The sequence below is a fragment of the Pigmentiphaga litoralis genome (assembly GCF_014651835.1).
GTDB classification, from domain to species: Bacteria; Pseudomonadota; Gammaproteobacteria; order Burkholderiales; family Burkholderiaceae_B; genus Pigmentiphaga; species Pigmentiphaga litoralis.
This window is the reverse complement of record NZ_BMXQ01000002.1, coordinates 899,162-921,033: the sequence shown is the minus strand read 5'-3', so window position 1 is coordinate 921,033 and position 21,872 is coordinate 899,162. Positions and strand designations below refer to the sequence as shown.

22 protein-coding genes are annotated in these 21,872 nt (G+C 62.9%); 6 read left to right on the top strand and 16 right to left on the bottom strand.

The features are described 5' to 3' along the window. Window positions 1–88 precede the first annotated feature (88 nt). Window positions 89–1,699 (top strand): EAL domain-containing protein, encoded by a 1,611-nt coding sequence (locus IE116_RS22810; RefSeq protein WP_229828741.1) that lies wholly within the window; start codon window positions 89–91, stop codon window positions 1,697–1,699. On the opposite strand, the gene IE116_RS22805 is transcribed toward IE116_RS22810, so the two are convergent. Beyond that, window positions 1,678–1,911: a type 2 periplasmic-binding domain-containing protein gene (locus IE116_RS22805; RefSeq protein WP_189615674.1), complete on the bottom strand. Its 234-nt coding sequence runs from the start codon at window positions 1,909–1,911 to the stop codon at window positions 1,678–1,680. The genes IE116_RS22810 and IE116_RS22805 overlap by 22 nt on opposite strands. A gap of 38 nt (window positions 1,912–1,949) precedes the next feature. Here IE116_RS22805 and IE116_RS22800 point away from each other — a divergent pair, with 38 nt between their 5' ends. Then, window positions 1,950–2,327, top strand: a complete 378-nt coding sequence (locus IE116_RS22800; protein ID WP_189615672.1) for a type 2 periplasmic-binding domain-containing protein — start codon at window positions 1,950–1,952, stop codon at window positions 2,325–2,327. A gap of 23 nt (window positions 2,328–2,350) precedes the next feature. Here IE116_RS22800 and IE116_RS22795 read toward each other — a convergent pair whose 3' ends face one another. Beyond that, window positions 2,351–2,911, bottom strand: coding sequence for a TetR/AcrR family transcriptional regulator (locus IE116_RS22795; protein WP_229828738.1), 561 nt, complete (start codon window positions 2,909–2,911; stop codon window positions 2,351–2,353). A gap of 107 nt (window positions 2,912–3,018) precedes the next feature. Between IE116_RS22795 and IE116_RS22790 the strand changes: the two genes are divergently transcribed. From IE116_RS22790 to IE116_RS26015, 4 genes are all read left to right on the top strand, one after another. Beyond that, window positions 3,019–3,762, top strand: a complete 744-nt coding sequence (locus IE116_RS22790) for an SDR family NAD(P)-dependent oxidoreductase (RefSeq protein ID WP_189615668.1) — start codon at window positions 3,019–3,021, stop codon at window positions 3,760–3,762. A 192-nt stretch (window positions 3,763–3,954) separates the two neighbouring features. Continuing rightward, window positions 3,955–5,925, top strand: coding sequence for a helicase-related protein (locus IE116_RS22785; RefSeq protein WP_189615667.1), 1,971 nt, complete (start codon window positions 3,955–3,957; stop codon window positions 5,923–5,925). Window positions 5,926–5,949: 24 nt separating this feature from the next. Beyond that, on the top strand, window positions 5,950–6,636 hold the full coding sequence (locus IE116_RS22780; protein WP_189615665.1) for an ASCH domain-containing protein: 687 nt from the start codon (window positions 5,950–5,952) through the stop codon (window positions 6,634–6,636). A gap of 335 nt (window positions 6,637–6,971) precedes the next feature. Continuing rightward, a complete protein-coding gene (locus IE116_RS26015) occupies window positions 6,972–7,319 on the top strand; it encodes a hypothetical protein (RefSeq protein ID WP_229828736.1) in 348 nt (115 codons plus the stop codon). 1,452 nt (window positions 7,320–8,771) lie between these two features. Here IE116_RS26015 and IE116_RS22770 read toward each other — a convergent pair. The 14 genes from IE116_RS22770 to IE116_RS22705 form a co-directional block, all read right to left on the bottom strand. Next, window positions 8,772–9,566, bottom strand: coding sequence for a DNA adenine methylase (locus tag IE116_RS22770; protein ID WP_189615663.1), 795 nt, complete (start codon window positions 9,564–9,566; stop codon window positions 8,772–8,774). A 147-nt stretch (window positions 9,567–9,713) separates the two neighbouring features. After that, window positions 9,714–10,205, bottom strand: a complete 492-nt coding sequence (locus tag IE116_RS22765; protein WP_189615661.1) for a hypothetical protein — start codon at window positions 10,203–10,205, stop codon at window positions 9,714–9,716. Further along, window positions 10,202–10,468, bottom strand: a complete 267-nt coding sequence (locus tag IE116_RS22760) for a lysozyme family protein (RefSeq protein WP_189615659.1) — start codon at window positions 10,466–10,468, stop codon at window positions 10,202–10,204. Before IE116_RS22760 ends, IE116_RS22765 begins: the two co-directional genes overlap by 4 nt. Further along, window positions 10,465–11,037: a glycoside hydrolase family 19 protein gene (locus tag IE116_RS22755; protein ID WP_189615657.1), complete on the bottom strand. Its 573-nt coding sequence runs from the start codon at window positions 11,035–11,037 to the stop codon at window positions 10,465–10,467. Before IE116_RS22755 ends, IE116_RS22760 begins: the two co-directional genes overlap by 4 nt. After that, window positions 11,034–11,312, bottom strand: coding sequence for a hypothetical protein (locus IE116_RS22750; RefSeq protein ID WP_189615654.1), 279 nt, complete (start codon window positions 11,310–11,312; stop codon window positions 11,034–11,036). The genes IE116_RS22755 and IE116_RS22750 overlap by 4 nt, the downstream gene beginning before the upstream one ends. Before the next feature lies 1 nt (window position 11,313). Further along, window positions 11,314–11,628, bottom strand: a complete 315-nt coding sequence (locus IE116_RS22745; RefSeq protein ID WP_189615653.1) for a hypothetical protein — start codon at window positions 11,626–11,628, stop codon at window positions 11,314–11,316. Between the two features lie 114 nt (window positions 11,629–11,742). Continuing rightward, the gene (locus IE116_RS22740; RefSeq protein ID WP_189615651.1) at window positions 11,743–14,295 is read right to left on the bottom strand and encodes an SGNH/GDSL hydrolase family protein; all 2,553 of its coding nucleotides are present in this window, start codon (window positions 14,293–14,295) and stop codon (window positions 11,743–11,745) included. Window positions 14,296–14,308: 13 nt separating this feature from the next. Then, the gene (locus IE116_RS22735; RefSeq protein WP_189615649.1) at window positions 14,309–16,822 is read right to left on the bottom strand and encodes a phage tail protein; all 2,514 of its coding nucleotides are present in this window, start codon (window positions 16,820–16,822) and stop codon (window positions 14,309–14,311) included. Then, window positions 16,812–17,279, bottom strand: a complete 468-nt coding sequence (locus IE116_RS22730) for an NlpC/P60 family protein (protein WP_189615647.1) — start codon at window positions 17,277–17,279, stop codon at window positions 16,812–16,814. The genes IE116_RS22735 and IE116_RS22730 overlap by 11 nt, the downstream gene beginning before the upstream one ends. Continuing rightward, complete coding sequence (locus IE116_RS22725) at window positions 17,276–18,139, bottom strand: DUF2163 domain-containing protein (RefSeq protein ID WP_189615645.1); 864 nt, start codon at window positions 18,137–18,139, stop codon at window positions 17,276–17,278. Before IE116_RS22725 ends, IE116_RS22730 begins: the two co-directional genes overlap by 4 nt. Continuing rightward, the gene (locus IE116_RS22720; protein ID WP_189615644.1) at window positions 18,136–18,774 is read right to left on the bottom strand and encodes a DUF2460 domain-containing protein; all 639 of its coding nucleotides are present in this window, start codon (window positions 18,772–18,774) and stop codon (window positions 18,136–18,138) included. Before IE116_RS22720 ends, IE116_RS22725 begins: the two co-directional genes overlap by 4 nt. Then, window positions 18,774–21,257, bottom strand: a complete 2,484-nt coding sequence (locus tag IE116_RS22715; RefSeq protein ID WP_189615643.1) for a phage tail tape measure protein — start codon at window positions 21,255–21,257, stop codon at window positions 18,774–18,776. The genes IE116_RS22720 and IE116_RS22715 overlap by 1 nt, the downstream gene beginning before the upstream one ends. A 13-nt stretch (window positions 21,258–21,270) precedes the next feature. Continuing rightward, window positions 21,271–21,456, bottom strand: a complete 186-nt coding sequence (locus IE116_RS22710; RefSeq protein WP_189615641.1) for a hypothetical protein — start codon at window positions 21,454–21,456, stop codon at window positions 21,271–21,273. An 11-nt stretch (window positions 21,457–21,467) separates the two neighbouring features. Next, window positions 21,468–21,872, bottom strand: coding sequence for a hypothetical protein (locus tag IE116_RS22705; RefSeq protein WP_189615639.1), 405 nt, complete (start codon window positions 21,870–21,872; stop codon window positions 21,468–21,470).

Genomic DNA, 21,872 nt, shown 5'->3' with positions numbered 1-21,872 from the left:
CAACTACGGTATCGTCCGAGTCTCGCAAATGTTCACTAGTACTGGGCGCATTGCGGTATTCCCACTCTTCGCGACGTCAGGAGTTTTCGTGAACCGGTCCCGTATCATCGCAACGGCGCTGTTGCTGGCCGCCCTTGGCGCGCTGCTGCCGCTGGCCGTCGCCGCCTACGCATCCTGGGCCCGCGCCGTGTCCCAGGAACAGAGCCTGCTCGATGGCTACGCCACCCGCGCGCTGCGCAATGTGACGACGACGCTGGATCAAGGCCGCCGGGTCGTGACCGAGATGGAAAACTGGCGCGGCACGCCCTGCTCAGCGGAGCACATCGAACAGATGCGGCGCGTTGCCATCAATTCCCGCTATACCGAACAGGTCGGCTATCTGGAAAATGGGCAGCCGCGATGCTCTTCCTGGGGCGTATTCACCAGCCCCCCCGGCACACGCCGGGTTGCGCCTCCCGATGCCGACCTGCCTGACGGCTTTCGCGTGACCCTGCGAACGTATCCCGCCATTACGGGTGGCGACCCCGTTACGGTCCTGCAGCGAGGCAACATTTACGTACTGATCAACACCAGCCGCCTGACCGACGTCATCGTCGATGACCGAGTGCAGCTGGGCGTTGCCTACGGCGGCAAGGTCGTCAGTACACTGCGCGCCACCGACACCGACTTTGTCGCGCGGGTGGCATCATCACCCACCGCGATTAACGACAGCCGCTACCTGCATGCCGTCGCAAGGCAAGACGCGTGGTCGGCTGTCGTGCTCGAGCCGCAGGGCAACCTGCGCACCAGCCTGCTCAAAGAACTGCTGTGGCTGCTGCCCATCGGCGTCATCATCAGCTGCGTGATCGTGGCCCTGGTCATCCGCCTGCTGCGCAAGCGCCTGTCGCCGCTGGCCGAACTGAACATCGCCGTCCAGCAACGCGAGTTCGTCGTTTTTTATCAGCCGATCATCCACCTGACAACAGGTGCCTGTATCGCCGCCGAAGCCCTCGTCCGCTGGCGCCGCCCAGACGGCACCATGGTGCGGCCCGACCTCTTTATCCCGCTGGCCGAAGAAAGCGGCCTGATCCTGCCGATCACCGACCAGGTCGTTGAAACCTGCATCCGCGACCTGCGCGAACTGCTGCTTGCCGACCGATCGATGCATGTCGCCATCAACCTCAGCGCGAACGACATCACCACCGGCAGGTTCATTGGCGTCTTGCAGCAAGCATTGGAAGGCAGCGGGATCCAGAACGAGCAGATCTGGCTGGAGGCAACCGAGCGCGGCTTCGTTGATGTCGACGCCGCCAGCGCGAACCTGGCCAAGGCGCGCGCACTGGGATTCGGCATCGCCATCGACGACTTCGGCACCGGCTACTCCAGCCTGCAATACCTGGAACGCCTGCCCACCGACGCGCTCAAGATCGACAAGTGCTTCATCGCCGCCATCGGCCGCACGGTGGCGACGAGTTCGGTCATCTCGCACATCATCGACATGGCGAAAACGGTCGGACTAAAGGTCGTGGCGGAAGGCGTCGAGACCGAGGCGCAGGCCGAGTACCTGAAGGCACACGGCGTGGAGTTTGCGCAGGGCTGGCTGTATGCGAAGGCGATGCCGATCGAGGATTTTCTGGCGTTTGTCCGGGTCGAGGCGTGGCGGGAAGCGAAGGGGGCGCAGGATGCGCAGGCCAGCCTTCACGCCGCCGGCGGCGGCTGATTCCCGAACACCTCCACATGCAAGGCCCGCAGCCATCGGTTGCCCGGATCGCGCGTTTGATGCTCATGCCAATGCTGTTTGACGGCGTACGCCGGTAGGTCGAACGGCACCGGCCACGCGTTCACGGGCGCGTACTGACTCATGGCGCTGCCCGCACGCCGCGGCAAGGTCACCACCAGATCGGTCTGCGCGATAACCAGGGCGAGTCCCATGCGGCCTGGCCTGGGCGTGACATCGGTCAAACAGTTCGTTGACCTGGCGCGCGCGGCCGCTGCATGTGGCGTCCACTGGGTCGGGCACGGCCAGCCAGTGCACCGGCATGCTGTTCCAGCAGAACCCGTCCCTGCAGTGGACCGCCGTTCCGTATAGCGGGTCGGGCCCTGCCGTCACCGACATGCTGGGCGGCCACGTAGATGGGTTGTTCGCGCCCGCCGGGACGCCTCAGGACATCATCGACACGCTTTCCGAGGCGCTGGCGGCGATGATGAAGGACCCGCAGCAGGTGCGGCTGATCACCGAAATGGGGTTCGAGCCGGTGGGAAGCACGCCGGCTGCGCTCGCGGAAGAGATCCGGATCAGCTTGCCAAAGTGGAAGCAGGTGGCGGCGCGGGGCATGCCGGCGCCGTAGCGCTTTTGCATATTTGCGCGAGGCTAACGACTGCTGCCGCCAGACGCGATGCCATCGAAAAACAGGCCGATCAAATGCGCCACCCGCGCCGTTGACGAGCCCGCCTGCTCGGTTGCTTGTTCCGTCGCCAACGATGTGGCCATGGCGACGGCAACCAGATCGTCGAAGGTGACCCGCTTGCGCACAACGCCTGTTTTTTGCGCCTGCTTCAACAGCCGCTTTCCTTCCTTGCTCGTGGCTTCGCACCCGGGCGTCCCACTCTGAAGCATGGCCCCCAGCGACGCGGCCAGCCCGCGGTAGACGCTGGTGTGCGCCACCAACTCTTCAAGGTACATGCGCAGTGCCGTCAGCGGATCGAGCCTCTCTGCTCGCGCCTGGCTCGCCGCGGCGAGTGACAAAAAGCGCTCGCTGTACGCTGCCGCGAGCAGCGCATCGCGGGTCGGGAAACGCCGATAGAGCGTGCCGATACCCACGCCAGCCCGCTTGGCGACATTTTCCATTGACGCCTCGGCGCCGCGTTCCAGAAAGACGTCTTCGGCCGCGGCAAGCAGGCGTTCTCGGTTTCGTTGCGCGTCGGCGCGCAAGGGGGGAACAGCAGTCAACGGATCATCCTGGCTCTATACTTGATAAGTGGAGATTACCTCCATATACTAAGCGGAGCAAACCTCCACTTAGGGAAATCAAGGACGATATGACGAAGCGATTCGAGGGAAAGACTGTCGTGGTCACGGGCGGCAGCGATGGCATTGGCCTGGCGACCGCCAAGGCGTTTGCCGCGGAAGGCGCGCAGGTGTATGTGACCGGGCGGCGGCAGGACCGGCTGGATGAGGCCGTTGCGGACATTGGATTCGGCGCGGTTGGCGTGCAGGGAGACGTTGGCAACCCGGACGACCTCGACCGGCTGTACGCGCGCATCCTGCAAAATCATGGACGGCTCGACGTGGTCTTTGCCAACGCGGGCATTTCCGAAACGGCCGCGCTGGGCGATATCGCCGATACCCACCTCGACCGCGTGATGACCACCAACATCAAAGGCACCGTCCATACGGTGCAGAAGGCGCTGCCCCTGATGACCTCTGGCGGCAGCGTGATCCTTGCGGGGTCGGTCGCGGGCAGCATGGGCTTCGGCGCGCTGTCCATCTACAGTGCAACGAAGGCTGCGATCCGGTCGTTCGCACGCACCTGGACAACCGACCTGAAGGCGCGCGGGATCCGCGTGAACGTGGTCTCGCCCGGCATGGTCAAGACGCCGGCGATGCAGACTTACCTTGCCGCCAACGCAGGCGCCGAGGACGCGATGACACAGATGATTCCCTTCGGCCGCATGGGGGATTCGGAAGACGTTGCCAAGGCCGTGCTGTTCCTGGCGTCAGACGCCGCGAGTTACCTGGCAGGGCACGAACTCTTCGTGGATGGCGGCGTGATGGCGGTCTAGGCTGCGTGGGCGGGCTGCGGATGCACGTGGCATGCGCCCCAAGGACGGAGGGTGGTCAAGCGCAGCAGGTCCACGCAGCTTGCGCGCTGAAATTTTCCGCCGTGCACGCTCATCCACAGCGCGCACCCCGATCCTGGTGGAACGCTATGTGCTAATAATGACTTCCGTCAGGTCATTTTTTGCCAAGATTCGATGCTTCCATCTCAGGCCCTAGAAGCCACCAAACTCATCGTCGGCACCCGCTCAGCCTGGTTGGCGGCCCGACTGACTGTTGAGTTCAACCACCAATCATGGGTCGTCTACGGCTATACCGAAGCGTCCAAACTGGGCGAGAGCCGCAAGTTCGCGGCCATGACGCTCAAGGACCGCCGCCAGCATCAACGTGCCGCCGCCAAAAAACTGCTGCCCGGCCTGCAAGGTGCCCTAGACATCGCCGCCGGGCGCATCCAGACATTCCTGGCAGCGGCCGACGCCGAGGGTCTGCTGCACCTTGCCGAAGATCTGTCCGAGCACCTTGCCGACGGCGTCAACCTGGTAGACCTTCCAAGGATTCTTGAGAACGCCCTGTCGTCTCTGCGCGTCGAAAAAACGCGCGAGGCCATGGGTAACGCCATCCGCCAGGCAGTCCGGCTTGAGGACTATCCCGAATCCTTTCGCGCCCACACGCGCAAGCGCCGGCTGATTGCCGTGCTGGGCCCGACCAATTCCGGCAAGACTTACGACGCATTCAAACGCCTGGCAAAGGCGGAAAGCGGCGTCTACCTGGGCCCGCTGCGGCTCCTGGCGCTGGAAGCGTTCAACCGCCTCAACGATGAGTTCAAGGTCCCGACCTCATTGCTGACCGGCGAAGACCGGCGCGACGTGGCGCGGTCCAAGGTGACGGCATCGACCATCGAGATGCTCAACCCCGATCGACAGGTCGACGTGGCCGTCATCGACGAAATCCAGATGCTCCTTGATCCCGATCGAGGTTGGGCCTGGACCCAGGCCGTCGTGGGCGCCAACGCCAGCGAGGTCTGGCTGCTGGGCGCGTTGTCCGCGGAAACTGCTGTCCGGGCGCTGGCGGCCCGACTCGGCCTGGAATTGGAAGTCCACTACAAAGAACGCAAACACCCGCTGACCGTCGCGCAAAACGCGTTGGCCGGTGACCCCATCGCAGCCTTGCGCCAAGCCCGCAAAGGGGATGCGTGGGTCGTCTTCTCGCGGCGCAATGCGCTGACGCTGCGCGACGACTTCCTGGCGCGCGGCATGTCTGTCGCCTGCGTCTACGGGATGCTGAGCCCCGAGGTGCGCGAGCGGGAAGCCCAGCGCTTCGCCGACGGCGACGCCGATATCCTGGTTGCGACGGACGCGATCGGCATGGGCCTGAACCTGCCCATCCAGCGCGTCGTCTTCACGGCCGTCACCAAGTTCAACGGTGAAGAAGTCCAGCGGCTCGAAGTGCCCATGCTCCAGCAGATCGGCGGACGGGCTGGCCGCTACGGCCACCAGCCATCATCGAAAGGCAAGCAGGCCAAGGATGGCATCGTCGTCGGCCTGACCCCCGACGAACATCGCGTCGTCGTGGAACTGATGCAGGCCCAGCAAACGCCCCTGCCCGCCCGCGGCTTCCTCATCGCGCCCAGCCAGGCCTATCTGGAACGGCTGTCCAAACTGGCCAGCACCGAACGCCTGGAAGCTTTGCTTGCCGCCTATGAGCAGCATGCCGATCAAGGCGACGGCTTCTTCCGCGCCCACGTCCCCCAGGAAATGCTGGACCGCGCGTCGATGCTCGATGCGATGCAGAACCTGACGTTGCAGACCAAGCACCTGCTGGCGATGGTGCCCTTGAGTTCGCAGCATGAGGTCTTGGGCGCAACGTGGACGGACTGGGTACGCAAGGTCAATCGCGACGTGCCGGTCGGGCTGGAGTTTTTAAGGGGCTATCCGGAAAACGCCGCGCTGGACAAGGCGGAGATGGCGGTGCAGCAGTTGTGGGCGTATCTGTGGCTGTCGTATCGGTTGCCGGATAGTTTTCCGATGGCGGAGGACGCGCGGGAGTTGCTGGAGCCTTGGGTGGAGGCGGTGGATTTGCATCTGCGGGGGCATGCGCGGCAGGGGGCTGCGCGGACGGCGGGCAAGGCGGCGTGGTATCGGCCTGCGCCGGTGCGGCGGCGTTTCTGAGTTTCGCCGAGCGACGGAGGGACAATGAAAGAACGCTCGATTCTTTTCAGTGGACCCATGGTCCGCGCCCTGCTGGCCGGCATCAAGACACAGACACGCCGCGTGGTGAAGCCGCAGCCGACGGGCTTTGTGAGCGGGCCCGACGTGACGACGGCGCACGGACTGCCCGCGCCCCGCATGCCGATCGCCGATACCGCGGACCCGCCCGGACAAATAATCGCCTGCCCCTACGGCGAACCCGGAGATCGGCTGCGCGTTCGCGAAACGTTCTTCGCCTACGGCCGCTGGGAAACCCGTCACAACGAGACGAAACACCGGGACGAATGGCGCTTTGTTGACATGACCATCGCGTGTGGCCGGGCTTACCACTATGCAGCGGATGGAGCCGACCTGGCGCTATCTACACGACAGGGCGGGGCAGCGGGCTGGCATAAGCGATCGGCGCTCTTCATGCCGCGCGCGGCGAGCCGGATCGTTCTTGACGTGGTCAGCGTTCGCGTTGAGCGGCTGAATGACTGCAGCGAGCAGGATGCAATGGCTGAAGGGATCGGACTGGATGCCGAGGGGATCGGGATGCGCGCAGCGGCAGATGGTGAGGAAGCACCGGCCATCTCGGCCTACCGCAGCGTCTGGGAATCGATCAACGGCACCGGCAGCTGGTCTGCGAATCCATGGGTATGGGTCGTCGAGTTCAAACGGCGAGCGCCGTGAATGCTGGAAGGACAGCCAGCATCCATAACAACGAAGCCCACAAAACAAAAAAGCCCGCATGTGCGGGCTTCATTGAACGCCAGAAACTGGCGATGGTACTGGCGGAGAGGGTGGGATTCGAACCCACGGTACGTTTGCACGTACGCCTGATTTCGAGTCGGCCCTGCAACAAACACCCGCTGAGTAAAGTTCAATAAAATCAAAGACTTGCGGTGCCAGCCAACGTCACCCGCCGGCGATAATACTGTGTTTTCATACAGTTTTCTTTAGTTTTAGGGCACAAAACGGTCACACTGCGCTTACCATAATGCTGTACATCCATACAGTGCGAAGCAATGTTCACCGTCATCCAACGAACCCACAAAGCTGGCAAGCAGGTCGACCCGGCGCGGCTTGAGCAACCGCTCGGCGGCACTCTACTGCGTAAGGAACGATACGACGCAATTGCTCGCCGGCAGCAGACATACATGGAGTTCACCCAGGTCGATGATCCGACGCAGGTGCTGTTCCAGGAGCGGCCGGCTGAACTGTTGGACCCACAGCTACTCTCCTTCGACAGCGAGCGCGGCGTGATGCTTGTCGGATTCGAGGTGATCAATGGTGGTAGACACTACCAAGGCTGGTGGGTCCGCTGGTACCCAGAGATTCCAGGCTGGTACCGGGAAATGATGACGCCGCGGTAGTTACACCCAGAAATTGCATTGCCGAGCTTCGACCATCGAGAATGCAGGGAACGGAGAATCGCGATGCGCCCTGCGCTCTACGACCATTGGCCCCAGTACATGGGGCGCCACCTTCGGGCTGTCGCGCCGTGGGGGACTTTCGAGGGCGTCCTGGTTGGACTGAAGCCTCCCATTGATGGCTTGCCCGCCGCGCCAAATGTCGCGCTTCCATGGGCGATAAGTGGGCCGGACGGTATCGTTCATCTCCTGGACCCAGATAATCCTGCCGTCACCCTGTACATCGACGGCAAACCTATAGAAGCGCCTCCCCGCCCGGCAGCGCCTGCCAAGCAGGACCATCTGCGTGACCTGCTGAACAGGTGCCAAGATTTCCTGGCGCGGTTGAGAGGCTCCGGCGAGAGCGGCCAGAGTTGAACCTACAGGTGCAAGCAACACCCTGCGCACGTCTTGAGGCTGCTCGTGGAACATATCAAAGCTCGCACACCGAAAAGCCGACCGTCATCGCGCAGCCAGGCGGTGTGTTCGTTAACAGCCGTGTGCGGGCGAGAGCGCCGTTCCGGTCATCAGCAGCGGTTCTCCCCAATACTTGGATGAGACTCAGAGCACTGGGCCGCGCTAGCGCGCCGATATTTCCACTGGTTTTCCGGATGCTTTGCATCGATCTATATCGCGGCGCAGTGCCATCAGCATTCCGTCTGATCGTATTTTCTAGCTGACGGCGCCAGTTACAAAAAAACTAGCAAAAATGTGTTGTTATTTTGCACACCAACGCAGCCGGGCGCCGTTCGGATAATGCGCGGGGGTGTTGCGAAAAAACGTACATTGTGTTCGCGGCGCAAATATCATCTTTGAGTGTCGGGCCGATCATCAATTCCGTCCTAGCCCAATGCCCATGCGGTGTTACGCCAAAACCAGTGCTTTTCCACCAACATCTGCCAGCAGCAAAAGGCAACAGCGAAAAATCACTCGCAACCCTCGTTTAACGAGCATCTGCGGTTCTTCGCGCCATGGTGACCGTGCTCGAAAAGCCATTAAGATATGAATGTGTTCACAGCAGCCATGCTGGGGAGCGCAAAAAAACCGGCTCGCGCCGGCTCTCTTGCCCGGACTATGTCGAGTAGTCCGCGGTCGATCTACAGCCTATGTCGAGTAGGCTGCTTTTACTGAGCGAGGTAACACAAGTGTTTGCGAAAAATGCATCACCCACAGTTGGAACAATATTCGCATACGAATGTACGGTCAAGACCGTACCAATCAAATGCGGAGAATTGTTGGGGACTGCTTTCATGGCTTTCGACTTCAGCAAGTGGAGTCGCTTGCTCTTGTGGGCCTTTTTCTTGACCGCGTTTGCACCCGTCTTTCACGATCTCGTCACGTTGATCTTGGCCTTCAAACCCACGGTTAGGTAACCGGAGGACGTAGGGCAACGCAGCTGTCGTTGCCCTACATTCTTCAAAAAAGACCTGCGGGCTCCTCACTGCGGGCCCAACTGAAGATCAGCACTTCCTTCCGGGCAACGGCATTGTCCCCGCCGCCCACGCAGTACGACACGTCCAACGACTCCATTTCGAACCCATCGAACGCCCGGCGAATGTCCGGATGATCGTTGAGGCTGACGATCGCCTTGCCCTTGAGCGAACGCATTTTTTCGGCCATAGCTTCGTACTCGCTGTATGGGAATGGCACGCCATAGCCGACCGTCTGCCAGTAAGGTGGGTCCATGTAAAAGAGCGTGTGTGGCCGGTCGTACCGGTCGACGCAATCCTGCCACGGCAGGTTTTCTATGTAAGCGCCCGACAGGCGCAGGTGCGCAGCGGACAGCGTCTCCTCCAGCCGGAGCAGGTTCAGCCCTGGCGGCGCGGTGGTCGCGGTCCCGAACGTCTGGCCATCGACCTTGCCGCCGAAGGCGTTTTGCTGGAGATAGTAGAACCGAGCCGCCCGCTGGATATCCGTGAGCGTTTCCGGCCGCGTCGCCTGCAGCCACTTGAACACCTGGCGGGACGAGAGCGCCCACTTGAACTGGCGGACGAACTCCTCGAGGTGATGCTGCACGATCCGGTAAAGGTTCACCAGCTCACCGTTGACGTCGTTCAGGACGTCAACTTCCGCCGGCGGCCGAAGGAAGAACAGCGCGGCACCGCCGGCGAAGGGCTCCACATAGCACTTGTGGCGCGGGAAAAACGGCAGGATGCGGTCGGCCAAGCGTCGTTTGCCGCCGATCCACGGGATGATAGGTTGTGCGTTCAATTTGCAAGCCTTTTCCGGGTTAGAGAAAAATCTGGTAGGCTTCGCCCGCTCTGTACAGGGTGGCGGGCCTCGCCGGCTTGCAGGTCTAGTCTGCAGGTTGGGGCGACGCTCGATGTTGACGCATCGAGAATCGTCGCCCGTCGTTGTCTATTTCACGGCGCTGACGCCGGACGCCCAGTCCTGCAGCGCTATGAACCGCTCTTCGAGCTCAAGGGTGTATTGGGACTCGGCGGCGTGCTGGGTTGCAACGTCAGAGAGCGCAACCCCGCTGGCCTCACCAGCAGTGCCGGCGGCGGCTCGGGAAAGCGGCACTCCAGCGTTGGCGGCGTTCCACACGCTGACAAAACCATTGTTGATGCTGCAGCGAGCATCGTCTTCCTTGGTGACATAGACCGGGACCTCCTTTGTGATCGTGGCGCCCTGCTTGTAGATGGTGCGGACGCGGTCAACGTATTGAGTGACGACGCGAGCTTCCACCGCTTTTTGCTCGACGACGACACCCATGGTGTGCTGGGCAGCGGTCAGCTTTTCCGCATCCCACTTGCCTTGCGTGATGGCGGCGCCAAGCGTGAACGCGCCCCATGCGGTGCCGGCCAGCACTAGGCCGACGGCCACCGAGCCTTTCCATCCGAAGCTCATTGCTGCGCCTCCATGCATTGCTTATGCACGCGCTGGCGGTCCGTCCACACGCCGGCGCAACGTTTGTTGCTTGGCGTCGAGCAGTCAAAGCCAGCGGCGAACTTCCAGTCCAAGATGGCGTTGCACGCGCCGACATAATCGCCAGCGTTCAGCCGGCGCATAATTCCGGCCGTGCCGCGCCAGCCCTGTGCGGTCCAGGCGGCCAACGCGCACGCCAGCAAGCCGACTGCGGCACCGATGCCCAGGGCGCTGAGCGGGCTCATGGCGACACCTGCAGCGCGGCTTTGGCCCCCTTCCAAAGGTTCTGGCGATCAGCAAGGCCGTTGATGCCGCCGTTGATCCGGCGCGTGATGGTGATGAAGTCTGGTTCGGTACCGGTGTCCGCCAGTGCGTTCAGGCGCTTGTATGCCGTCCAGAACCACGCCGCCGACAGCGCGGCCCACTCGCGCTCTTCGAGCCGCATCGGCTCGGCTTCGAAGTCGGGCGCGGAATGACCGGCCGCCCGCAGGCCGTCCCGCGTCGCTGCGTAATTTGCGCGGCCGGTCGTCTGGATCAGGCCACGGCCACGGTATCGGCTGCCGTCACCCGGTTGGGTGTTGCCCAAGTCTCTGCGTCCCTCATAGCCGCGCTGGGCTACCGTTGGTCCCCACAATTCACGGACATACACCAGCCTTCCAGACTCGTGCGCCAGCTGCGCCAAGAAAGCGGCGCCGCGGCGCGGCGTGTTGATCTGGAACGCCTGCATCGCTGCCATCAGTGGCGTCAGCCATGGCGCCGCGCGAGCGATCGGTGCATCGGTGGCTCGCGCCAGCTGCTGTACGGCCAAGATCATGATTCGTACCTCCGCGTGTGTTTGATGACGACGACGACCACGTACATCGCGAGAGATAGGGCCAATGCCGTGCCGCCGCTGGTCACCCATCCGGATGCCAGGATGCGCACGGCCGCGCCGACTGCGGTGATGGCGATCGCGCTCAATGCGATGCGCTCCAGCAACGTGTCGTTGATCGTCGGGGCGAAGACGGCCAGCGTTGCGCCGGCGGCCACTGTGAGCCAGCAAAGGAAGGCGATTACCGCCTTCCCGGTGATGTAGAACGTCGCGTCCATCTCAGGCACCTCCCGTGCGGCCGCGAATGCGGTCGATGACGGCCTGCCAGATGGCCGCCAGCGGCACCATCTGCAGCGCTTCCCAGGCACGGCTGACGATGGCCATGCCGAAGACGCCAAGCAGGAACCCGGTCAGGCCTTCCGGCATCCCAGTGAGGTGCGCCACGTGGGGCGCTGCGTAGTAGCTCACCAGTGATCCGCTGGCGGCCATGCTGATGCGGGCCAAGGGCGAGCCCTGGAGATAGCGCATGCTGACCAGAGCGCCAGCCACGCCCGCCAGCTTGACCGCCAAGCCGTCGATGTTGAATTCCGTCATTGATCCCTGCTGACAAGAAAAGCCCGCGTGCGGAGGGCTGGTGATCGAATAAAGCGTGATGTCATGGCGCGGCGAGAGCCTGGCGCAATTCGTTCTTTTCGGCATACGAGCCGACTAGCTGCTCAGCGAGTACGTCCGGGTGTCAACAATCAGCTTGGTCCCGGTCGACGCAGCAAGCCCGTAGACGTTCAACACCCCGCTACCCGTCAGAACACCAATTCCTGGTTCGAACAGATCCGTATGTACCGGAATGGTCACGGGTTGACGCGGCCACGCAAGCACGCCGAACTGTTGAATTGACGTTCCGTTTGTACGGGTGCCAATGTTGTAGGTTGCTCGCATCGCGAACGATCCATCCTGCGCCATCTTGAATTCGTTGGCTGCTGCGCCGTCGAGTGTCCAGCCATTCAGAACAGGCCAGAGGGCGTTCGGATAGAACGGCGTCCACGGCGTTTCCGACGTGCTGACGTGTGCGTGGGTCGCCAATAGCATGCGAGCGGCGGCCATGCCCATCAAAATATTTCCGTACAACCCGTTATGGATGTTGTCCACGACGATCGAGTTTCGTTTGTTCAGCAGCGGATCGCCCAGGAAGTTGGCGATGATCGGACCATACGCCGGCAAGCTGTTCATGAGGGGGATCTTGCGGCTTGCGCACAGACGCGTCAGGACATCGCGATACGGGGTACCGCCGCCATAGTTGCGCGTAAGTTGACCCATTCCGCCCGCCAGTACTTGGCTATAGAACAGGGTAGGCAACAGGGCCACCACTTTGACCTTTCGGGCCTTATAGATGTCAAAAATTGCCGTCATGTCATTCAGGTACATTTCGACCGTCGAACCTGGCCCGCTGTTTTGAATGTTGTTGACGCCAAGTTGTACCGTAGCGTGAGTGATCAACTTCCAATCGTCCTCGGACAACGCTTGCAGGCGCGCCAATTGTTGGCCCGAGGCTTCGCCGGCAACCGCCAAGTTGATCCACTTCACAACACGGACACCGGCCGTACCTTCCAGCATGGCACGGGCGTATTGCGGCCACAGGGATTGAGAAATCGAATCGCCGTTGGTAATGACGCCCATCAAAAGGGCGGCGTCCGGCGTCTTGTTCTGGGTGAGCTCCCAATTTGCGAACGTGGTTCCGATCGGCATCGCGCCACCGATATAGCAGCCGAAGCCGGCGCGCACGATCGGGTCGTCCAGCACCCGATCGACGACAACATAACCGCCCATCAGAATCTGATAGTGGTAAGCGCTTTTCAGACGAACGGCGATGCGGCCCTGGTCGGCGTAATACGTGGCGTGCGACGGTCCAAAAATCGGGCTGACATCTTCCTGGGTGACCGTGGACCCATCGTTGTTGTTGAACTCGTTCGCGGTACCCGGACCAAACATAACGCCATGCATGCCACGCGCGGTACGGACGAGTGCAATCAGAATTCCGGCGGCTTCACCCGATGCGACCTGCGGCGATGTCCACAATTCTTCGCCGGCCCGAAGACGCATTCCCGCGTAGTGGATCGCTCCGTCACCCGGTAAGCCGCTACCGGTTTTGACGACTACACTGTCCGCCTCCAGGTTGACGTAACCGGCGTCACCCGCCGCGCCGCCATTGTCGAAACCGCCATTAGGCCAAGGCAACGTCTCTGCGATCAGATCGACCGACGGAACGAGCATGCGAGTTTTCGGGGCCAGGGAATCAGCGGCCGTCAAAAATACTTCCTTGTCGACTTCACGGGCGGTCAGGTCGTACCCCTGCGGCGATGTGAAGTCGTGCGCCATCTTCAGGCCCAGATTGATGACCTCGACCGGGCGAATGAACGCGCACGAGAGGCTCACGCCGTGGACGAACAGCCGCACTCCGGCGTCGACGTCCAGAATGACGGTACCGGCCGGGATCGTGAAGCCGCTGGGAAAGCTGAACAGGTAATCGTTGGTCTGGCCCGGTATGAACGGGACCTTGACGGTGACCGGCATATCCCCCTCGGGCGCGAGCGCCCACTGGGCGATGGCGTTGACACTGTTGGTGCCGACCCAAAGTGAAGGGTCTTGACCGGGAACGTAGACAAAGTCTCCCTTGCCGCCCTTATCCAGGATGGACGGCAGCTCCCTAAATTTGTCGGCCGCGGTACGCCTGACACCGCCAACCTCGCTTCCAACGCCGACGTTACTCGCACCTTGCGAACTTGCCAGGAAGGCGGTGTCGACGCTCGGCACGAACCAGGAGGCACCGTTGAACGTCTTCTGGACTTGCTCGGTGGTGTTGAAGTAGAGGTCGCCGGACTGGTTAGGCGCTCCCGACGGACGGGTCATCGGATCTGCCGGCAAGGCGCCCCGATTGCGTTCATCGAAGGCTTCGAGCACGTTCTCTGCTGCGTCGACCTTGGCTTGCAGGGTGTCCTGGAGCCCGAGCCCATCAAAGAACATCAGCCGCTTGATGGGAGGTAGGTTCAGCGAGCCAGCCTGAAGCTCAATGTCGTACTCCCCGTCTGCGCAGGCCATACCGGCAAGTCCAAGTGTGGACGCGACAAACGGATTGCTGAGTGGCGTGACCTTATCTCGCTGGAACAAGGTGGCCTTGTTGGTTGTCCCGGCCCAATACACCGTAACTTGTGCACCCGAGAGTGCCCGACCGCCGGTATCAGTGATAAAAAATTCTTGATATTGCATTCCTGTTCCTCAATCAGGTCGGGACGAAGGAAAACTGCGAGCTGAAATGCAGCTCGCTGGGATTCTTCGCCCATGTGTCGTATGCGGCCACACGGCCGTAATAGGTCGCTCCGGCGGCAAGGCCGGTAATCGTTGCGGTCAAGGCCGGACCGTCGTACGCGGTCACGCCGGCGCCTGCCGACGGGTCAAAGCCCGAAGTGTTCGAATAGACGAGCAGGTACCCGGCGCGGTCGACCTCGGGACTTTGCGGCCAGGCCACGACGGCGCCGCCTGCAGCGGGCGTCACCAAAATGCCAACCACCGGCGCGGGTGCCGTGTTGTGGACGGCCAGCGTTATGGGAGCGGCATCACCGGCCACGTTGGTTGTCACGACTTCAACCGAATAGTCGCGCCGCACGACGCCGTCGGCTTCAGCATCCTCGAGCTGGTAGCTGAAGGCCGTCGACGTGGTTTCGACCGAACGAACCACTGTGCCCCCTGCCTTCACCCGCACCTTGCTCCGCTCGCCTCGCGCACCAGCGGCCCAGCTCACGGTGAAATAGGTCCCTTCGAACGGTCCGACCAGCTGGAGGGCACCGGCCGCCTCGGGCGCGGCGCGCGCGGGCGACAGGATGACCTCATAGGCCGGCAACGCATCCAGGCTCTGCATCGCCTTGCGAAACACGTTGAAGCTCGCGAACTTGACGAAGATCGTGCTACCCAGCTGCCCTGGCGCGAAGTCGTACTTGAACAGGGAGGCGTCGAGCCGCACGAAGGGCGCACCTGGTGCGTGCGCGGCGATCGGACTGCCATAGAGGCCGCGACGCAAAACGCCACCGAGCGTGTAGCGGCTTGGCCCGGTCAGCGTAGCGTCGCGATAGGCGATCAACTCGCCGCCGACCCAGCACAGCGTGATTGCCGCATCGACGTCGGATGGCGTTGCGCCCTGGAGCACGCCCGCCGAGACGGTCAGATTGACGCCCAGGCTATTTACCAAGTCGGGATCTGCTGCTGCCGGCAGGGCCGTGGTTGTGACGCCGTAGCGGGCACGGCCAGTCACGGTGCCGATTCGCTGATACGTGTCCCCATCCTGGCTTGCCCACACCTCGCAGCCGCCCCAATGCGGGCTCGACCCTGCCACTGCCAGCCAGATCTGCAGGCGGCCATCCAGCAGCGAGTCGGGCGGATTGAACATCACCGGCGGCGACACGCTGCCCGGCGACACGTTGAAGTTGACGCCGACTCCCTGCCCCGGTTGGACGGGATACTGGGCCGCGCCCGCCGCACCGACATGGACCTCTTCAAAGGTCACGGTCAACAATCCGCCGTCGTCTTCGTCAATATCGGTGACGCGCGCCAGCTGGCGCTCGAGGCCGAGCTCTTCCTCCGTCAGCGTGACCAGATCCATGGGCTCGAGCCCGACGAACGACCAAGGCAAGCGACCGGTGTAGGTGTTGATATTGCCGAGGCCGCGCTGCAGACGCAGCTGCGCCAAGGTGCGGGCGATCGAAGGCTCACAGATGCAGGACAGCTTGACCGGATCTTCCTTGCGCTTGCCGAACTGTTCGATGTGAGCCTGGTCAGGCGCCGGCATCGTCTCCGGGTTGTACTGGTTCTGACGATTGTTGAACTCGACCTGGGCGACGTTGTAGACGTCTTTCGGGTCCTTGCGGCTCAGACGCAGGCGCTCTTCAAACTCATCCGGACCGAGGTCGTACAGCGGCGTCAGATCCGGCACGTGCGTCACACCGTTGCCCATCACATCCTGGTCGGCATAGGGGACGAACCGCAGGCGGCCGGCGCTGACCACGACCTCCGAGTTGGAGGCCGTCGCAATTTCAGTCAGAAACTCGGCGCCGGGCCGCTGCTCTGTGAGCACAGGCGAGAGCAGCAGATTCTGCGCGAGGCAGTACGCCCGGTAGTCGGTCATGTCGCCGAGCCAGTCGGATTGCCAGCCCGGCACGCCCGCGACGGGATGGTTCAGGAAGTCGTCGACGATGTCCGCCGGATTGGCGTCGGGCAGGCCAGGCACGCGGACGAGGCTTTGCACTTCGAACGTGTGGTTCTGCAAGCCGGCGCTGTCGTTCAGCTGGTAGCCGGCGGCGTAGACGTAGGCGAGGCCTGAATAGCCAAGCGCTTCGGCCTCGTGGTTGGTCAGCAAATAGCCCCAGGGCGCCTGGCCCAAAGGGCCAGGTGCGAAGCTCAGGCCGGCCTGCTCGAGCGCAGTCCCATCGGTTTCCGAGTCGCTGAACACCGACTTGTCGCGATAGACAGCGATGACGCCCGCTACGGGCCCAGCGCACAGCGCGATCATCACCGCAGCCTCATACGTCCAGGTGGTGTTGGTCTGCGTCATCTCGCCGCCCTTGCCGCCGGCGCTTTCCGAGCTGGTGTGCTCGATGGCTTTGAAGTCGCGATACTCGAGCAGGTTGCCGCCGAACCGCGCAGTACCCCAGCAGCGCGCGATTGCAACGCCAAGCAGCGATTTCTGGATGGCAAAGCCGCCGATGCGCGGCTGGACGGTGGAGGTGGAGGAGCTACCGCCCATTGCGTGCCCACCAGCTGTAGTAAACGCAAGGCCGGGCGGCAAGATGCTGCTCGGTCATGCTGGCCAACTCGACCGGCCTGTTGCGATAAGCGTGGATCACCTGACCCGGCGCCACCACGATCGCCCCATGCGAGAAGGTGCGGCCAAACTTCCATACCGCGATATCGCCAGCCTGCGGCACGTCGACCCGGCCGCAGTACTGCTCAACCTGCTGCAGATAGCGCTCGGCATTCCGATGCAGATGCCAGTCCGGCACATATTCGGGATCGAGATGCGGGATAAGGCCAACTGACTCGTACACCTCGGCCAGCAGCATGGCGCAATCGACGCCTACGCCGCGAATGCGGCCCAGGTGATGGTATGGGGTGCGCAGCCACGAACGCGCCTCCAGGACGATCGCAGCACGGATCTCCGCTTCAGAGGCGTAGGCGGCCAGGTCGAACAGAGGCGCGCTCATACCGCCGTCTCCGCGATCGGGATGTAAGGCTGACCGCGAAACCGGTTGCGGCCGCTGCCCACGTTGTTGTCGAACTTGTTTTCGCACGTCGTTGGCAGGCGATCACAGCCGGGCCACGCAACGAACTCCGTACCCGCCGAAGGCACAGCAGGCAGAGGCAATGCGAGCGTGATATTGCCGCCCTCGTCGAATGTCTTGATCGTGCGCGTGACGCCGCCGATCCGGATCGGGCCGAGGGCAAAGTAGCCGGCAGGCGCCACCAGATTGGTCGAGAAAGCACGCGCTGTCGGCGTGCCCATGACGATCCCCGCGACGGCCCAGTCCGCCCGGTTCAGTCCGCAGGCGTGGTCGTAGACCGTGTTCAGGCAGGTGCGTTGGAAAAGGTCCGCCGGCATCGCTGTGTTGAGCAGGTGCGTGCGACCGACGATGCTCAGTGGGATCTCGTTGGCATCGGCGTCATCGATCTGACCAACATTGCCAACGAAGCGCACGATCGTGCCTACGATGGGACCGCCGCCCATCGGCATGAAAGCGCGCTCGAGCATGACCTCGGCGCCGTCCAGGCCTCCGCGCACAATGAATGGAACGAGCGCGCGGCCGGCGATCTGCACGGTTTCGTCCTGGGTTAGCGTGACGCTCAGCGTGTCGGTCTGAATGCCACGCGTCAGCTTGATCCCACCGCGCGAGATGGACGGCCCGTCGGCACGGAACAGTCGGCCGTCCGGCGTATTCATGTTGCGGTCCGCGTCCGTCCAGCGCACGACGGTGCCGTCGGTCAGCACGAACGTATACAGATCGGCCATGGTGATGGCTCGGTTGGCACCCAAGAAAGCACGTAGCTCCGGCGTCATCTCGATCATTTCAGACTCTCGAATTCAATCTGCGCGCTCCAGTGACGTCGGAACATCTGAGCTGCGGCGAGGGTGTCGGTGGTGAACGCGCACCGAAAGAGGTAACTGCCCGTCCAGGACAGCAGCGCGCCTGGTGGCGGCGCCGCTGCGAAGGTCACGACAGCAAAAGCGTCGACGGTCAAGGCAGTCGTCGGCACGCCGCCGACCGCGATCGCCGGAGCGCCGTTCAACGCGAGCACAGGCTCCACCCAATCGAACAGCGAGCGGGTCAGCTGGAATACCGTTGTCAGCCCATCCCCGACGCCAAACACCTCGTTCTCGACAGCGTTGTCGTCACGATCCAAAAACAGGAACTGGCCGGCGGCGCCGCGGCGGGAATTGAAGAACGCCCACAGTTGGCCGAGCTCGTCCCGGCCCGCGTTCCGACGCAGGAACTCATAGGGCAACGACCATTTCCAGACAGGGAACGTCCAGTTGGACGACGTCCAGCGGCGACCGCTGCGGCTGCGAAAGGTATCGGTGCTCCAGACGGCCTGCTTGCTGTCCAGGAAGCTCTGGCCGAGGAACACCTGCAGCACGTCAGGATTGCCTGTGCCGTCGGGACCGGTGATGTGCCGGCGGATAGGAAGATAGGGCGCGACCATCAGCTCACCTTCCCGTTACCGCGCGTGTACAGCTTCAATGCACCGGCGACGGCCGCAGGATTGCGGCGCAGCATGCGCTCGAAGCTGGCCGCGTCCACTGCATGGATGTTGTACGTGTTCTGTTCCACCGCCTGGGCCGGCTCGGCGCCGCCACCGGTACGACCGCCGGCCGCCATGTCCCGCACGGCATTGGCTTGCGCCTTGGGCAGCACCATCTCTTCCTCGTGCAACTGCACGATTGGGTTCACGCCCGACGGGATGTCGAAGCCGCCCTCGGCCGAAAAGATGCTTGCACCGAAGCCAATAACCGCAGCCAGCGCGCCAGCCGCTACAGCGGGTGCCAGGAAGGGGCCGACGTAAGGGATGGCCGCAATCGCCGCGTAGGCGCCGGCAGCCGCCTCATACGCGCTGGTCGCGATGTTGGTCAGGGCGGTTGTGCCCTTGATCGACGTGGACGTCACTGCGGCAGTGGCCTCGATGCCGGTCCGCGTTGCCGCGCCGGTGGCCGTGGCCGCCGTCTCGGCCGTCTCGCCGGCCATCCACGCCGAGATCCGCTTCGCCACAAAGCCAGAGAATGCCTGGCTGACCACCGAAAGGCCTTGCGTTGCCAGCTGCTGCCAACGCATCTGGCCGGCAAGCAGCGACTGCAGCATGTTCTCACCGCCGGTTCGCATGTCGGTCCAGAGCCCAGTCCAGCTGCCACGCTGCGCAATGACGGTCTGGCTATTGATTTCCGACTTGCGAGACTCGTGCTGAATGGTCAGTGTCTCGATTTGCGCCTGTGCCTGAGCGATGGCGACCGGATCGGAGGTTGGATCGCCCTGCAGCAGCTGCAGCCGGCGCTCGAGCGCCGACCGTTGGATCTCATACTTGCGATCCTCGAAGCTCTTTGTCTGCTCGAGCAGCCGCACCTGGGTGCTGTTGCCCAGGTCGACTTCCAGCTGAGCCAGGCGCTCCTGCTCTTCCAGCGCCGCCAAAGCACGCTCGTCGCGGGTAGCTTCGCGGATCTCGTCGATGCGCTCCTGCTGCTCGGCGCCCTGCTTCTGCAAGTCGGCAATTCGGTTGGCCGCGGCTGCCGCTTCCTTGGACTCGGCGCCGTAGCGCTTGACGATCAGCGCCTGCTCTTCGGTCGCTAGGCGAACCCGTTCATTGAAGTTGAACTTGTTCTGCTCGGCGACGAACTGCAGTTGCTGCACTTCCTTGGCGTACGCGTCTTCCTTGATGGCCCGCTCGATATCCAGAGCACGCTTTTCCACGGAAAGCCGCTCATTGGACCCAGCGGCCGCCAGTTTCAGCTTGGACGCCCAGAACGCCTTTTCCTGCTGCAGGCTGACCGTCTGCGAGACCTTCATGGCCGCGAGATCGTTCTCCCACTGTGAGGTGCGATTGAGCTCCGGCCCTTTCTTGTCGTTTTCCAGGTCGGTGATCTTGATTGTCGGCTTGCGCGGCGTAGCGCCCACGGCGCCCCAGGCGGCCGACGCCTTGTCGTCCTCTTCCTGGTTTTGCGGCGCTTCCTGCTTGCCCAGCCGAATTTCGGCCATGCGCAGCTTTTTCGTGGCCTCTTCGATTTGCGACTCGATGCGACCCGTAGCAAAGCCGCGATCTTGGTGCAACTTCAAGCTGGCATTAAGGCCGTCGATCTGCTTGCGGTACCGCAGCACCGACTCCAGCGGCGAATCGAACGGGTTCATCGTGCCGAACGTCGTGATGGCCCCCCACCATGATCCGGCAAGCTTCCGGCCAGCCAGGAGCTCTTCCGTCACGTCGCGCAGCGTGGGCAGCAGATCCGCTGCGATCTGACGTGCGACGCCGCGCGCGGCCTCGCCCATCCTGGTCAGATTGTCATTGAAGTCACCGGCGGCGGCGGCGGTGTTGTTCTCGATCTCCAGACCGAGATCGCGCGCCTCTTGCCGGAGCGACGCAATGCCTTCACGGCCGCGATTCAGAAACGGGATCATGTCCGCGCCCGACTTGCCGAATAGCCGCATCGCTACGGCCGATTTGACGGCACCGTCGTCGATCTCGGACAGGCGATCAGCCACGTCCAGCAGCACCTCGTCTGACCGACGCAATGTGCCATCCTCGTTCTTGATGCTGACGCCCAGCGCCTTGAACGTCGACGCCGACTCTTTCCCGCCGGTGGCCGCATCGACCATCGTCTTGTTCAGCTTGACCAGCGCGCCGTTCATATCTTCGACGCTCATGCCCTCAATCTTCATGGCGTACGCCAGCGTCGAGAGCTCTTTGGCCGTGCTACCGGCTTTCTGCGCGGTGTCGTCCAACGAATCAGCGAACTCGATCTGCGACTTGATTGCGCCAACGAAAGCGCCGACGCCCATCACGCCCGCCAGGGAACCCAGCGTTGCCTTAAGCGCCAAGCCGCGGTCCCGCACGTCGGTGATCGATGCACCGGCCTTGCGGAACGCCGAGACAAACGCAGTGGGGTTTGCCGTCAGGAAGTAGTTGATGACCTTGTCGGCCATGGCGCCAGTGCCCTTAAGTAATCAGTCGCTCGAGCTCGTCGAACTCGTCGTCTATGTCTTCGTCGTCTTGAACCTCAGAGCCCGGTGCCGCCAGCTCGAAGTCCGTGTCTGCTGCAGTAATTTGCAGCTGCTGCCGCACATACACCGGCATCGGCGGGTACATGGACCACTCGCGCAACAGCGCGTTGACTTGGTCCATGCCCAACGCCTCTACGTCGGCCCATCCCCAACCGGTGAAGTTGACGATTCGTGCAATGAGGGCGTCCCAATCGAACCGGTGGATTGGGACGCCGCGGCGTTTCCCTCGTCGGCCGAGGGCGGAGTCGCGGACAGGGCCAGGACCCGATTGACGCCGTCCATGTCGAACAACTCGTCAAACTCGTCGCGCGCCAGATCCGGGTAGTTGCGCCGCAGGACCTCGAAAGCCGCATCGGTGAACAGGTCGTCCAGCTTGGTGCCGGCTTCGCTCAAGTCACCGGATGTACCGGCCGCCAGGTCCTGCATCAGCTTGGCTGCGGGACCGCGATACAGCTTGTTGATACGGATGCTGGACATGGGGACGCTGAACGTGCGCGGCCCCATCACCAGCGGCTTACCGGGAAACGGGGTAGGCAT